Raw genomic sequence first — 14,048 nt, 5'->3', positions numbered from 1 at the left:
TTAATTACTCATCCAAAGCCTTCAAAGAATCCAACTTACGCTGTAGCGCTTCAATTTCTGTAGTATTTTTAGTCTGTTTAGGAATTACAGTTAAAGAATCTACTATTTTTTGTAAATCTTCATCTGTGATTTCTTTTTGGTAGTAATAACCAATTCCTTCACTTGCTCTCCACGCTTCACCTAATTGGTTATACACTTCTTCATCCCATGTGCTAGGATGCTTTACATCAATCCAAATTACGTCACGATATTCACTATCAATCAATACTAAATCTGGCGTTGCAGAACCATCAAATTGTTTTGCATCAGTATTACTAATTGCTGAAATTGTTCCTAAAAAGAACATACGTTTACGTCCTGCTATATCTTTAATATATGGTCTAAACTCAACAGGAGTATTGGCTGTCCAATCTATTTCTTTTTTTGATTCTTTTACTTTTTGAGGCATCGCAGATACACCTGCATATCCTTGCTTTTTAGAGGCGTGATCATAATAATATAATTTATCTGTTCCATCTGCTGGTACAAAAACGCTATAACTTAAACTTGTACGCTCTGCACCTACTGGCTCTAGACCAAACCAATGATACAAACCACTATATGCATCACTTTCTGAACCTGCAAAATCAAAATCGGTCACATAAGGTTGTTGATTTTGGTCTTTTGGCATTTTTGGAATTTTAACTGCTGTTAACATGTTCCATGGTAAAGGGTCACTAAATCCACCAAGAAATTTTAAAGACTCTGCTTGTAATTGAGATACTTTTTCTGATAAGGTATTTTGTTTTGTAAGATAAGGATAATTATGCATCTCATCTGGCGAAATATAAGTTCCTTTACCAATGGTGATACGTTCTAAATAATCGTTCATATCATGTTCACCACTATCAATGACCATAACACCTCCAAAACTTGGATATGGAAAGAAAAAACCTTTCCATTTAATTAAACTCACGACTTCAACCCATTCTCCTGAATCATTTTTCATGTAAAACGTATCACTAGGTTCATAATTGAAAAGCATCCATGGATTAAAACGCTGCACTACTGCATTATAAGTATTACGACTAAATTTTAAGGATTCTCCTATGGAAAACGTCACCGGAATTCTATTTTCATTAGAAAAACGAGGAAAAGGCGTTGTACTGGATACAGCAAACACTTCTTCTGTATTATCACTAATTTGTTGAAATGTATAATTCTCTGAAGGTTGGATTGCCATCGTCCATTTATTCTGATTGTCCACGCGAACTAAATGAGGCAGTGACACATCTTTAGTCTCTCCAACACTCTCATTTGCCATTGTAAAAATATTACGTAATGGTTGGATACGTTCATTTTGCGTTAGTGGTAATTCGTTAATTTCAACCTTATTTAAATCGTTGAACACATTATATGTTCTCATATAATCATACATCTTATAATGCCATCCTGCGACATAAATTAGCCCAAAAAACAAAATAAGTAAAGCTAAAACTCCTAAGCGTTTTCCTGTGCTGACAGAGCTTCGGAATTTTTTAAGTCCGAAAAACAAAACCACCAGACTTAATAGAATGATGAAGATATATTTCCGAAGAAATAATAATCCAGGTTGGTAGTCATCTCTAAAAGCAAATAATGCAATGAGTAGAATTAAACCCAACAAAATGGTTATGAATTTTTGCTTTGCGCCTTTATTCCAGTATGATTTGATCATTGGTTATGTTTTGTCATTGCGAATTACGCTTTCAAGCGTGATGTGGCAATCAATTGTGTTAGTTTTATAATTTAATAATGAGATCCTGAAACGAGTTCAGGATGACAGTACCTGCTACATTAGACCCTTATCTTTCAAACGGTCACGTGCAGATTTATCATCTGCTTTTGGTTTAGGTTCTACTTTGATTTCTTGTTTAGCTTCTTCAACAACTTTAGCGTCTCTAGTTTTCAATTCTTCAATAAAGTCTTTTCCTTTTTCAACTGCATGATCAAACTTGTCTTCTAAAGATTCACTTTGTTCTTCTAAAACTTGTCCAGACTTTAATACTAAGTTAGCCAAATACGTTCCTAATAATGTTCCTGCAGCAAAAGATGCAAAAGCAGAAATGCCTAAGTAACTTCCAAATATTGAAATTGGTGTTAAAAATTCAACAATCAATGCTGCTATTAAAACCACTGCAACTACAAAAATAAGACGTGGTAAAAATGCTTGTTGATAGATAAAGCCTTTTTTACTATCTGGAGCCATCTGCAATTCTTTGCTATTGACCATTTTGTTTACAAAACGATAAACACCATTTCCATTTGATTCTCTCCAATACAGGAAAATTCCAAATAGAATTGCTACGATAAAAATTATGATGTCTGCTCCCATAGTTGTCTTTTTTGTCATTCTGCGCTACGACGCAGAATCTATTATATGTTACCAATCAAATGATAAGTCGTTCCAATCTGGATTGTCCTTTTCAATTAATTCAATTTTCCATTGTCTGTTCCAATTTTTCAATTGATTTTCTCTTCTTATAGCATCATTAACATATTGGAATTGTTCAAAATACATTAATTTATTCAAATTATATTTAGAAGTAAAACCTTCTACTAATTTGTTCTTATGCTCATACATTCTTCTTTCTAGATCATTTGTAACACCAATGTATAGTGTTCCTTCTTTATTATTTGTGACTAAATAAGTAAAATATTGATGATAATTACCTTTCATAATGTTTTGAGATTCTGCATCAAGTGCAGAATGACAACCACTTATAAAGTTAGTCTAATTTTATTAGATATTGTTACTAATCGTTTCAATCACCCAGTCTTTTAATGAATCATCCCAAGTGTTATATTGTTTGTAAAACTCTTCTTTGTCATACCAATATAAAAACAAGACATCTTTTGGTGAGATATTAATTAGTAATTTCCAAATTAAGTCTTGATGTTTTGGATGCAAACTAGAATGTGGTTCATGCATAGCTACAAATAAATCGTCATCTATAATATCTGAAATTTTATATTGATTACTCTTTTCTAACTTTTCTAAGTAACGCTCTACACTCATCACCTTTTTACGAGTGTCAATGTCAACTTTATTTAAATAACTTTTAAATAATAATGGATCATTAAGAATATCTCTTATTGGGTGCTGTGTATCTTTTAAATACTGAGCAAACTCATATTTCTTAATACGTTCATAGCGCTTGGTCTTCACCATCTCTTCTAAATCATAAGCAATTATGATATGGTCTCGAAGTTTCTCTATAAGTTCTGGTTGCGAAATATGAAAAATCATGACCTCATGAAGCGTATCCTTAATGGCTTCTTTGTACCATTTCATATCTTCAAACACAACTATTGGTGTTATAAAATCACGTAGCACATAAACACCTCCAAAAGATTTTGTGTAGAAAGAATCGGTTACGAAATTAACTGAACTCAAATTTAAATCACGTTCTCTTAAATCACCATATTTGTTAGCAGATTCCAACAACTGTTTATGTAAGTCTTCGTCAATAAAGTTGTTTCCAATTTTAAACTTTTCAATGAGATCTAACTGTTGTTCTCTAACATGATCTAAATTATCAATGAGGTGAAACTTAATCGTTACTATGTGATATTTGAGTACATCTAGAGGTTCATAAAATGCATCTATACTTTGATCAAAATCAATACAAATAGCAGAATCTCTAGTAATATCATTAATCTTCTCACCATGAACTTTAAAAACCTCTTGCATCATTTCCCTATCAAAAGTATGATATGGAATATATACAGGTTTTTTATTTTGCAGAGGAGAAATGATAATACCATGCGGATTAGACTCTCCATTACATAAATAGTTAGCATTGGCTTTTTCTTCGGCTATTTCTGGACTCCAACCAATACCATCAATATGAAAATGAGTAAGTTTAGTCTCTGTAAAACCAAGTTTTTTAAGACATTTATTATAACGCTCAACGAGCTTTCCACTCACTGGAATTAATTCACTTCTATATAAATTTGCTGCTTTTAATTTGTTCATTTTCAGTCTAACAACTTATGAATTTGTAAATATTGTAATAACATAATCGATTTAGCATCAATTATTTCACCGCTTTCTATCATTTTAATAGCGTCCAAAAAGGGAAGCTCTATAACTTCTATTTCCTCATCTTCGCTTTCTAATCCACCACCATTATTCACTTTCATTTCTTCGGAATATTGAGCAACAAATAAATACATTTTTTCAGTCAATGCACCTGGTGATGTGTATGCTGTAAGTACTTGCTTAGCATTATCAATTTCATAACCAACTTCCTCTTCTGTTTCTCTTAAAATTGTTTCAATAGGGCTTTCATTTCCATCAATGGCTCCTGCACATACCTCAATAGACATACCTTCAAGTTCATTGTTTTCATAAACTGGCATTCTAAACTGCTTGGTTAAAATTACAGTTCCTTTTTTAGAATTATATAACAAAATAGCTGCGCCATTGCCTCTGTTATAGGTTTCGCGTGATAAGCGTTTCCATTCGCCATTTTTAAATTTATAATCGTAATCAATTCTATCTAATTTTGCCCAATCGTTAGATAGATTAACATGTTTTATGTTTCTTAAATTTTGCATTTAATCTCTATTTTCAAACTGCTCTCTAGCTTCAGTTTCAATATTTAATTGGTTGATTCTAGAATCTACTTTTCGTTTAAAGTCGGTATCTGCAATTGTCGCAACGTTATCTAAATAGCGAACGACTTCTTGTCGGCGAATTTCAGAAAAATCTAACCCTTTCATATTTCCTCGCATTAATTCCTGAAGCATATTAAACTTCGTTTCATAATCTTTCTTGAAATAGATCTCCGGATTTTCAAACCAATCTTCCTCTAAATCAAAATCTGTTAATCGTAATGATACAGCACTCTGTATGTTTCTCACATCACGAGATGAAAAGAATGGAAAGATTCTCTGAATTTCAGTATAAAGATTCGCATAAAATAAATGATGATTGGTTTTAAAATGCTTCTCGGTTTTGTCATAAGCATCTAAAACACGTTGTTCGGTTGGCTTATCAGATACGTTAAAGATTTCTCCCATATTCTTCGCCAATCCTTGATCTTGCAAATAGCTATAGTTTTCTGGACCATTCATATTTACGAAATCTTGCATTGTAGTATCTAACTTTCTCCACCACAAATGATCTTGATCTAAAAAGTCATGTTCTGTGCGAGCACCATCAATTTTGAAACGTCCTTGTACACGAGAAATGACCGCTTTATCTAACATTTCTGGAAGATTCGTGAATAGTCCAATAGAACTATTTCCGTAGTTAACAGCGTAAGCACCTTCAGTATACCTCAAAAACACACCAATAACTTCTTTTACACCTGCGGAAACACCTTGTGCTGTACGTTCTTGCAAATTGTTTTCGGCATCATCTATTGGAGCAAAAATTAATTTTGACGGATCTTGCATTGGTTTCATCCAATCTACCATTTTTTCTGCGGAACCACCTTGAAAGGTTGAAATCAGCGTGTCTGGCATTGGGTGAAACAAAAACGGAATATCTAAATTATCTGAATGTTCTTTTAATCGCGTTGCAATTGCAGCAATTAACATACTTTTTCCTGTTCCCGGAATTCCGTAGCCCATAAACACTGGCATAAAACCACCCAATTCTTGAAACGGATTCTTTTTTGCTTCAAAATCGTAACTCAACATACGCTCTGTCAAACGACGAGCAAAATGCTTTGCATCTCTATTACCTACAATTTGCTCAAACTGTATTTTATTAAACTCAACACTTTTTGCTGTGCCTTGAAACACATTATCCCAACCTGAAACTGCAAATTCTGAATTTTCTAATTTGTAGGTTCTATCAGCAATAGTCTCTGTATACTCCAAACTACTTTTACGCATTTGAATTTCAGCAATTAAAGCTTCAAAATAAACAACCGTAAAGTCGATAACGTCTTTATCTGTTTTTATGATTTCTGGATGTCCTAAATATTTATCATAATAAAATAATGCGCACGAAATCCCTTTTAATGGTGTCATGAGAGACACTTCTGGAATTCCTGCAAATTTATTTTTCATGACACTTAAATCGTCTGATGCTATGTTTTTTAAATCATGTAAGATCTTGTATGCAGTAGAAAATAGCATGAATGCTGTTGCTGTTTGCATTTTACTTTCATACTCGCGTTTGCCAGAATTATCTAAAGCAGATCTGTTTTCAGATAAACTAGATAATCCAGAAGAGTCATAGAAACTGTCTTTTATCCAAATTCCTAAAGTAATGCCTTCTTGAACTGCATAAAGCGTTTGGTTTAAATGTATTGGAATCGCAATAGACTCTGGCAACAAACGTTTTTTAAGTTCTAAAATCGTTTTTGATACTGAAGTCACGTCTACTCCTCCTCCATTTCCTTTAGCACGAGATAAATACAGCAGTATAGACTCATCTTTAGCGTCTTTATCTTTGTTTTTTGCTCGCTGACCTTGTTCCCATTGAATACTTTTTATATAGGAAGTTGCTTCATCACGAAGCATATCAAGTTCATTTTGTTTTATTGGAAATGTTGAGTTGTGTTCCATATTTTTTTAGTCTTCAGTTGGCAGTCTTCTGTATTTAAATTTATGTCTTACTCTGCCGAGTCTTTTTATTTAATTATCAATTTGGTTCTCCTCCTTTTGAAGGAGGAGTGGATTTTGCTTTTTAGCAAAAGACGAGGTGGTTATAACCCTTCCGCCTTTGTTCTGGTGTCTCAAAATATATCCACCTTCCTTTAACAAAGGAAGGAATTAATTTTATCTGTTATTTCTTAATTTTCAAATCTGCAATTTGAATAGGTGCTTTCGCTAGCTTATTCATTATCTCAGGTGTTTTATTATATAATAATTGTATAATTCTATGTGGTGCAAACACATAACGTTGTCTAAAAATCGAATCCCATTTTTGGAAGGTTTGTTTATTAAAAAAACTACCTTCTTTAAATTCACTTGCTGAGCTTACTTCATCAATTTTAAAAGAAATAGCATAAGACTCTAATGGGATTGTTTTTTCTGCAATGCCTTGTAAAATAGCATGTGTTACTTTATTTTCATCTTTTGCAAACACATTATGGATTGGTCCTAAATCGACACGTTTTATAAGCTTCGGAAATAGTTTTGGAATACGCTTATCAATCCCATAAGCCATTGTATCTAAAGCCATATCTCTATCTGCAACTGTTTTTAATGCATAGTAAATATCATCTCTATCTTTTTGCGGATCACCATCGTAATTAAAATACATGTAACAAATAAACGGTCTGTTGTGTGATACATCATAAAAACTCCAACTTACCATGTATTCTCCAACTGAGCCTTGAGGTGCTTCAATAATTTTGCCTTGTACAAAGCGATTAAAAATATATTCTTTTTTTGCTGATGTATAATATACAATTGAAGACGCTTGAAATAATTTACGCTTAGCAATTGGTTCTTTCTTACGTAATAGTGTATCAAGAAACTCGTCTTTTAGAACTTCAATATTGGTGAGCTTATCTAAATAATCATCACGTAGTTCTAAATCATTAAACAAATAACGAAACTCCAAATAATTAGGAAAACCAGAATCTGTTAAATCCACCTTCATATTTTCTTCATCGTCATACATGTACTTTACACGCATAGCTTCTATAGAATATAAGAGCAAATCTGAATATTGCTTGAACAATAAAATCTCTGTCTTTTCTAAGATTTGCTTTTGTTGTACTGCTACAATAAGTTCTTTGAGCGAAAAATCTACCATTTTATGGTAAAAAATATATTGCTCTTTGGAGTCTAGTACTGCAGAATCTAATGGTGTTACAATCATGTTTTTTCGCTCTTAACTTTTAGCTATTGGTAATTGGCCACAAGCAAACTTTAGGTTTTTATAAATTAAATTCTTCTTTACAAATGTGTGTTTCTGTTGTTATTGCTGTTGCTCCGTTTGCAAAGGTTTTTGTTTCTTTAACTTGAGAACATTCTTCATGGTCATTAGAATTATCTATAAATAGAATTGCCATAACCGATACTAAAATCACTGAAAAAGAGAAAATAATTGTTTTTTTCATAGCTGATTTTTGGAATTTGAGTAAGCGCGTTAAGGATTATTCGGTTTTTTACATTTTTATTAAAATGTCCTCATGATTGCTTAACAGTTGAGGCATTTGTTGAAGCTCTCCCGATAGTTATCGGGAAGCGACTGCCGAAAGCCTGACCTACTTTTGTCATTTAAAGCAAAAGTAGGTAACGCTATTATAATTATTTTAAGACAATAAATCGTCGTCGTTAGCTTCTGGTTTTGGTTCGCCTTCTGGTTCTCCTCCTCCATCTCCTGATGGTGCATTAGCATCTGCAGCGTAATAATCTTCAAAAATTTCTTTCATATCGATACCATAGCGCTCAGCAAAATTCTTTTGAATAGACTTATCTTTTTCTCGAATTTCTTGTAAAGCCTCAGCATAACTACCGTAAACACCTTGCATCACTTTTTCATGAACTGGGATATTATCCATCATTTCCTGACGTGCTTTAGCACTTGCAGTATGCATTGATGCTAGTGTTTCTCCAATATGTTCATCTGTTTTAACACCTAAATGTTCTAAAATCGCAGCGAACTCTTGATCTGTACGTGCTTTTAAAGCCACTACATAACCATCATAATATTTAAGACGCTCATCTGTATCACTCTTTAATTTAGCACGATGCGTTTGTAAATTACTTCGCAGTGATGTTAATACTTTAATTGTTAAATTATGTTTGTGTACAAAACTGTCTTTTGAAGCTGCAAGGGTTGTGTATGCATTTTTAAGACCTTCTAACTCTTCAACTTTTTGTTCTAGAGTAGTGACTTTGCTCAAAGCTTCAGAGTATTGTGTTGATTGCTTATCTGCAACTTCTTCTAAACCTTGCCTTGCTTGTTTTAATAAGGCATACTGCTCTTCTAACTTATCTTCTACTTCTTTTTTCTTTTGAAGTGCCTTTGTGTGATTATTACTAGCTTCTACTATAGCAGTTTTTAAACTTTCTTCTACTTCTTTGATTTCAATTTCTCTATCTTTTAAACGCTTTACAGCTGCCTGACTTTTAAAAGACAATTCATTTAATAATGTTTGTACATCTGCAGTTTCGATACGTTGCTGAAACATTGCTTTTGCTTTATTATCTGCTTCATTACGTACTTTTTGAGCATCTTTAAGTTCTTGCTCTGCAGTTTTGATTTTTCCTTTTCTTCCAAAGAGGTTATTCCAAAATGTATCTGGCTTTGCATTCGCATCTTCCAGTTCTACTTTTGCACGCTCTAAACGTTTGACAGCATCATCAATGATTTTTTGCTCTCCTGCGTTTAATGCAGAAAAACCTTCAAACATAATCCCAACCTCATCTTGATAATCGGTCAAATCTTTAATCGCATCTAATAATGTAGAACGATCTTTCTCTGCCATATCAACAACATTGTCTAAAGTGGCATTTAAGATCTTTTGACGACTTTCTGGATCATCTTCTTGAGCAAGCTTAGACTTCATTTGGTCTATGGCTTTTCCCCAATTGACATCTACTTTCTCAGTTTTTTCGTTGGAATTTGTTTCTAATAAATCAAAATCATCAGACATATTATGTTGTGTATTTAGGTTGAACAATGTTTAGGTCAAGCAATTTCGTTAAAAAATCTGATTTTATAAACATAAACTGCCTAAAATATATGTAGTAAAACTTAATGTTTTGTTACAAATTATTTTCGGAATTGTTTTGTTATTATCTTTAGATTCTTAAAACATATCTATTATGAAATATTTCAATTTACTATCTCTTTTCTTGTGTTTGACTGTTTTCTCGTGCAAAACAGACTCAAAAGAACAATCTGTTAATGCTATAGAAACTAGCGCAAAGGATTTGATTACTGAAACATTTTCCGAAGAAAACATATTAACAATTAACCCAATATCACATGCTACTATGGTTTTATCCTATGGCGAAGATGATATTTTTGTTGATCCAACAGGAGGTGCCGAAAGTTTTGAAGGTTTTTCTTCTCCGGAAATTGTCCTAATCACAGATATTCATGGCGATCATTTAGATTTTGATACTTTGAAAGCGTTGGATTTATCTAATGCTATTATAATAGCACCTAAAGCTGTAGTTGATAAATTTCCGAAGGATTTAAAACCAGGAAAAATTGTAACGCTCAATAATGGAAATTCCACTACAATAAACGGACACTCATTTGAAGCCATCCCAATGTATAACCTACGAGAAGAAGCTTTAAAGTTTCATTCTAAAGGTCGTGGGAATGGTTACATATTAACTATTGGTGGTGAGCGTATTTATATTTCTGGTGATACAGAAGATATTCCAGAAATGAGAGCTCTTGAGAATATTGACAAAGCTTTTGTTTGTATGAATTTACCTTACACAATGACTGTAGAAAGTGCTGTTAGTGCTGTGTTAGAGTTTAAACCAAAGCAAGTTTACCCATATCACTATAGAGGAACTGATGGTTTTAGTGATGTAAAAAACTTTAAAACACTTATTAATCAAGGAGATGAAAGCATTGAAGTTATTCAATTAGAATGGTATAAATAGTAGAGTTCTTAACTATTTAAAGATAGATTGATTATAAATTTTATCGATGAAGTGTGTTTTTTTTCAGATAAAGTGTAATCGTATTCATTTATTTTGTATATTTGAATTCCGAATCATTATAAAAATAGCGATATGCTAACTACTTATATATCAAATACTCTTCTTGCAAGCACGATGCAACTTACTATAGTTCTTATCGTAACAGCTTCGATATTCTTAGTTTTTATTGCAGTAGCAATTATTAAGATGTATAAACTGAAAGCAGAAAATAAACGCCTATTAGACAGTAGTTTCTATAAATCTGAAATAGATAAAAGCTACCAAGATTTTACTGATAGTCATTTATATGATAATAATAATTAGTTATGATTGAAGTCATCGCTTGCTGTATTTCATTATTAGTCACGTTAATTTTTGCTTTAAAAGCTAAAAAAAATCTCTATGTTCACGAACATGAATCTTCAATTAAAACAGAACTTGAGAAATTTGAAACAAACTTAGAAACATTAAAAAAAATAGACTTATCAAATTATTATAAAGTAAGTTCAAATCATATTTACTAAAAAAGCCAGCAAATTGCTGGCTTTTTTATTTTAATAGTTCTTGGTTCACTTCGATTATGCTCAGTGACTATAATTAATTTTCAATTTAGATTATCTCACTAACTTTTTATATTTAATTCGTTTAGGCATTAAATCTCCACCCAAACGTTTTTTCTTATTCTCTTCATAATCTGAGAAACTACCTTCAAAGAAATACACTTGACTATCACCTTCAAAAGCTAAAATATGCGTACAGATACGATCTAAAAACCATCTATCGTGAGAAATGACTACTGCACATCCTGCGAAATTTTCCAAACCTTCCTCCAAAGCTCTTAATGTATTGACATCAAGGTCATTGGTTGGCTCATCTAAAAGTAATACGTTACCTTCTTCTCTAAGTGTCATGGCTAAATGTAAACGGTTACGCTCACCACCAGACAATAATTTAACAGCTTTATTTTGCTCACTACCAGAAAAATTAAAGCGACTTAAATACGCTCTAGAATTCACCTGCTTTCCACCCATCATGACCATCTCTTGCTCATCGCTAAAGTTTTGCCAAATTGATTTTTCTAGATCTATATTAGAATGTTTTTGATCCACATAAGCTATTTTAGCTGTCTCACCAACTTTAAACTCTCCTTTATCAGGCGTTTCTTCTCCCATAATCATACGGAAAATCGTCGTTTTACCAGCTCCATTAGGTCCAATAACTCCAACAATACCCGCTTGTGGCAAATTGAAATTTAAATCTTCATACAACAACTTATCATCATAAGCCTTACTAACACCAACAGCTTCAATAACATTAGTCCCTAAACGTGGTCCATTAGGAATATAGATTTCTAGCTTCTCGTCAAGTTGTTTTTGATCTTGACTCATTAGTTTGTCGTAATTATTTAAACGCGCCTTTTGTTTGGTTTGACGCCCTTTAGCTCCTTGACGTACCCATTCCAACTCACGTTCTAATGTTTTTTGACGTTTTGAAGCAGTTTTGCTTTCTTGAGCCATACGCTTAGATTTTTGATCTAACCATGATGAGTAATTCCCTTTCCATGGGATACCTTCTCCTCTATCTAGTTCTAAAATCCATCCAGCAACATTATCTAAAAAGTATCTATCGTGAGTTACTGCGATAACAGTTCCTTTATATTGTGCTAAGTGATGCTCTAACCAATGTACAGATTCTGCATCTAAGTGATTGGTAGGCTCATCTAATAATAATACATCTGGTTCTTGCAATAACAAACGACACAAAGCAACACGACGACGCTCACCACCAGAAAGCACACCAATTTTCTTATCACCATCTGGAGTACGAAGCGCATCCATTGCTATTTCTAATTTGGTATCTAACTCCCAAGCATTTGCTGCATCAATCTCATCTTGAAGTACTGCTTGCCTATCCATTAACTTTTGCATCTTATCTGCATCTGAATAGACTTCTTCAAGACCAAACATGTCGTTAATTTTATTGTATTCGTCAAGAATTGCTACAGTTTCTGCAGCACCTTCACGAACAACTTCCATTACGGTTTTATCATCATCTAATTTTGGCTCTTGCTCTAAAAAACCTACAGAATAATCTTGAAGAAATGTAACATCACCTTGGTAGTTTTTATCAACACCAGCTATAATTTTAAGAAGTGTTGATTTACCAGAACCGTTAAGTCCTAATATTCCAATTTTAGCTCCATAATAAAAGCTTAAATAAATATTTTTTAAAACTGGAGTTTGTGAACTTTGAAATGTCTTGGTTAAACCAGACATTGAAAAGATTACTTTTTTATCGTCAGACATATTTTTTTATGAATTTAGATTTATAATTTATTTTATTTGAGTAGAACTAATCACTGCGATTGCTCGCTAGAAAAAGATTTACACTCTACCTTTTAAAGCGTTAAACACCCATGCTATACAGAAAAACCCACCACCAACAGCAGCAAATCCCCAACCAGCGACATCATCATATCTAAACGCTCCTAAAGCGATTAAACCTAATCCTACTATTACCATAATTGTGGTAGCCCAAGCCAACACTGTATTTTTATTCATTGCCATAATTCAATTATTTTTAAGGGAATAACAAATATCGCATTTTTTAACCAAAAAAGCACTCCATTACAGAATGCTTTTTTGCTATTAAACAATTAAAGTTTACTTAGTTCATTGGAACTTCGACAATAATTAATTCTGAATTTTTATTTGCTTTAATGTCAACAGTTTCAGTTTCAGAAATACCAATAGCATCTCTTTTTCCCAGAACATGATTAGCAACATCAATATCGCCTTCAACAACGAAAATATAAAATCCGTTATTACTAGATTTCACAGTAAGATTTACTAATTTATCTTGATCTAAATTAGTACGATAAATGTAAGCCTGCTGACTAATAGGTAAAGCATGACCTTCTAATTTATCTTTTGGAGCAACAACTGTTTGTAGTTGATTCTTTTTTTCTTCGGAAGAAAATGCTCGTTGCTCATAATTAGGTTCTACATTTGATTGTTCTGGAATAATCCATAACTGAAGAAAATTAACCTCATCTGTTTTACTATCATTAAATTCAGAATGTGTTAAACCTGTTCCTGCACTCATTACTTGTACTTCTCCTACTTCAATGGCACGTTTGTTTCCCATATTATCCTTATGAGACAATGCGCCTTGTAAGGGAATAGAAATAATCTCCATGTTTTGATGTGGATGTGTACCAAATCCCATTTTTGGCTGTACTACATCATCATTTAATACACGAAGTGCTCCAAAATTCATGCGTTCTGCATTTTGATAACTTGCAAAACTAAAGGTATGGTATGATTTCAACCATCCATGGTTTGCGAATCCTCTTGAGTTTGCTTTGTGAAATATAGTTTTCATCTTATTTTGTTTTTTTGTTAAACGAAAATCGTTTTAGATTCTTCGTTTTGCTCTAAATGAGA

The 14,048-nt window shown here is 32.7% G+C and carries 14 protein-coding genes; 2 read left to right on the top strand and 12 right to left on the bottom strand.

Annotated elements, in window-relative coordinates; translation table 11 throughout:
• Window positions 1–4: 4 nt before the first annotated feature.
• The 9 genes from IM744_RS04680 to IM744_RS04640 form a co-directional block, all read right to left on the bottom strand.
• Window positions 5–1,696 (bottom strand): hypothetical protein, encoded by a 1,692-nt coding sequence (locus tag IM744_RS04680; protein WP_194506944.1) that lies wholly within the window; start codon window positions 1,694–1,696, stop codon window positions 5–7.
• 114 nt (window positions 1,697–1,810) lie between these two features.
• Complete coding sequence (locus IM744_RS04675; RefSeq protein ID WP_194506943.1) at window positions 1,811–2,353, bottom strand: hypothetical protein; 543 nt, start codon at window positions 2,351–2,353, stop codon at window positions 1,811–1,813.
• A 48-nt stretch (window positions 2,354–2,401) separates the two neighbouring features.
• Window positions 2,402–2,698: a GIY-YIG nuclease family protein gene (locus tag IM744_RS04670; RefSeq protein ID WP_194506942.1), complete on the bottom strand. Its 297-nt coding sequence runs from the start codon at window positions 2,696–2,698 to the stop codon at window positions 2,402–2,404.
• 63 nt (window positions 2,699–2,761) lie between these two features.
• The gene (locus IM744_RS04665) at window positions 2,762–3,997 is read right to left on the bottom strand and encodes a DUF6638 family protein (protein WP_194506941.1); all 1,236 of its coding nucleotides are present in this window, start codon (window positions 3,995–3,997) and stop codon (window positions 2,762–2,764) included.
• Between the two features lie 2 nt (window positions 3,998–3,999).
• Window positions 4,000–4,581 (bottom strand): NUDIX domain-containing protein, encoded by a 582-nt coding sequence (locus IM744_RS04660; RefSeq protein ID WP_194506940.1) that lies wholly within the window; start codon window positions 4,579–4,581, stop codon window positions 4,000–4,002.
• Window positions 4,582–6,546 (bottom strand): AAA family ATPase, encoded by a 1,965-nt coding sequence (locus IM744_RS04655; protein ID WP_194506939.1) that lies wholly within the window; start codon window positions 6,544–6,546, stop codon window positions 4,582–4,584.
• Between the two features lie 220 nt (window positions 6,547–6,766).
• Window positions 6,767–7,810 (bottom strand): hypothetical protein, encoded by a 1,044-nt coding sequence (locus IM744_RS04650; protein WP_194506938.1) that lies wholly within the window; start codon window positions 7,808–7,810, stop codon window positions 6,767–6,769.
• A gap of 58 nt (window positions 7,811–7,868) precedes the next feature.
• Complete coding sequence (locus IM744_RS04645) at window positions 7,869–8,051, bottom strand: hypothetical protein (RefSeq protein ID WP_194506937.1); 183 nt, start codon at window positions 8,049–8,051, stop codon at window positions 7,869–7,871.
• A 195-nt stretch (window positions 8,052–8,246) separates the two neighbouring features.
• Entirely contained in the window at window positions 8,247–9,593 is a 1,347-nt protein-coding gene (locus IM744_RS04640) for a coiled-coil domain-containing protein (protein WP_194506936.1), read from the bottom strand.
• Between the two features lie 172 nt (window positions 9,594–9,765).
• Between IM744_RS04640 and IM744_RS04635 the strand changes: the two genes are divergently transcribed.
• Both IM744_RS04635 and IM744_RS04630 read left to right on the top strand, forming a co-directional pair.
• Window positions 9,766–10,563 carry an MBL fold metallo-hydrolase gene (locus IM744_RS04635; RefSeq protein ID WP_194506935.1) on the top strand — a complete coding sequence of 266 codons (798 nt, stop codon included), beginning with the start codon at window positions 9,766–9,768 and terminating at the stop codon, window positions 10,561–10,563.
• A 132-nt stretch (window positions 10,564–10,695) separates the two neighbouring features.
• Window positions 10,696–10,926 (top strand): hypothetical protein, encoded by a 231-nt coding sequence (locus tag IM744_RS04630; protein ID WP_194506934.1) that lies wholly within the window; start codon window positions 10,696–10,698, stop codon window positions 10,924–10,926.
• Window positions 10,927–11,216: 290 nt separating this feature from the next.
• Here IM744_RS04630 and ettA read toward each other — a convergent pair whose 3' ends face one another.
• The 3 genes from ettA to IM744_RS04615 form a co-directional block, all read right to left on the bottom strand.
• Complete coding sequence (ettA, locus tag IM744_RS04625; protein ID WP_194506933.1) at window positions 11,217–12,908, bottom strand: energy-dependent translational throttle protein EttA; 1,692 nt, start codon at window positions 12,906–12,908, stop codon at window positions 11,217–11,219.
• A gap of 78 nt (window positions 12,909–12,986) precedes the next feature.
• The gene (locus IM744_RS04620) at window positions 12,987–13,169 is read right to left on the bottom strand and encodes a CAL67264 family membrane protein (RefSeq protein WP_186845628.1); all 183 of its coding nucleotides are present in this window, start codon (window positions 13,167–13,169) and stop codon (window positions 12,987–12,989) included.
• A 100-nt stretch (window positions 13,170–13,269) separates the two neighbouring features.
• A complete protein-coding gene (locus IM744_RS04615; RefSeq protein WP_194506932.1) occupies window positions 13,270–13,986 on the bottom strand; it encodes a pirin family protein in 717 nt (238 codons plus the stop codon).
• Between the last annotated feature and the right edge of the window lie 62 nt (window positions 13,987–14,048).

The sequence above is a fragment of the Psychroserpens luteus genome (assembly GCF_015319355.1).
Classification (GTDB): Bacteria; Bacteroidota; Bacteroidia; order Flavobacteriales; family Flavobacteriaceae; genus Psychroserpens; species Psychroserpens luteus.
This window is presented reverse-complemented; position numbering and strand designations above follow the sequence as displayed.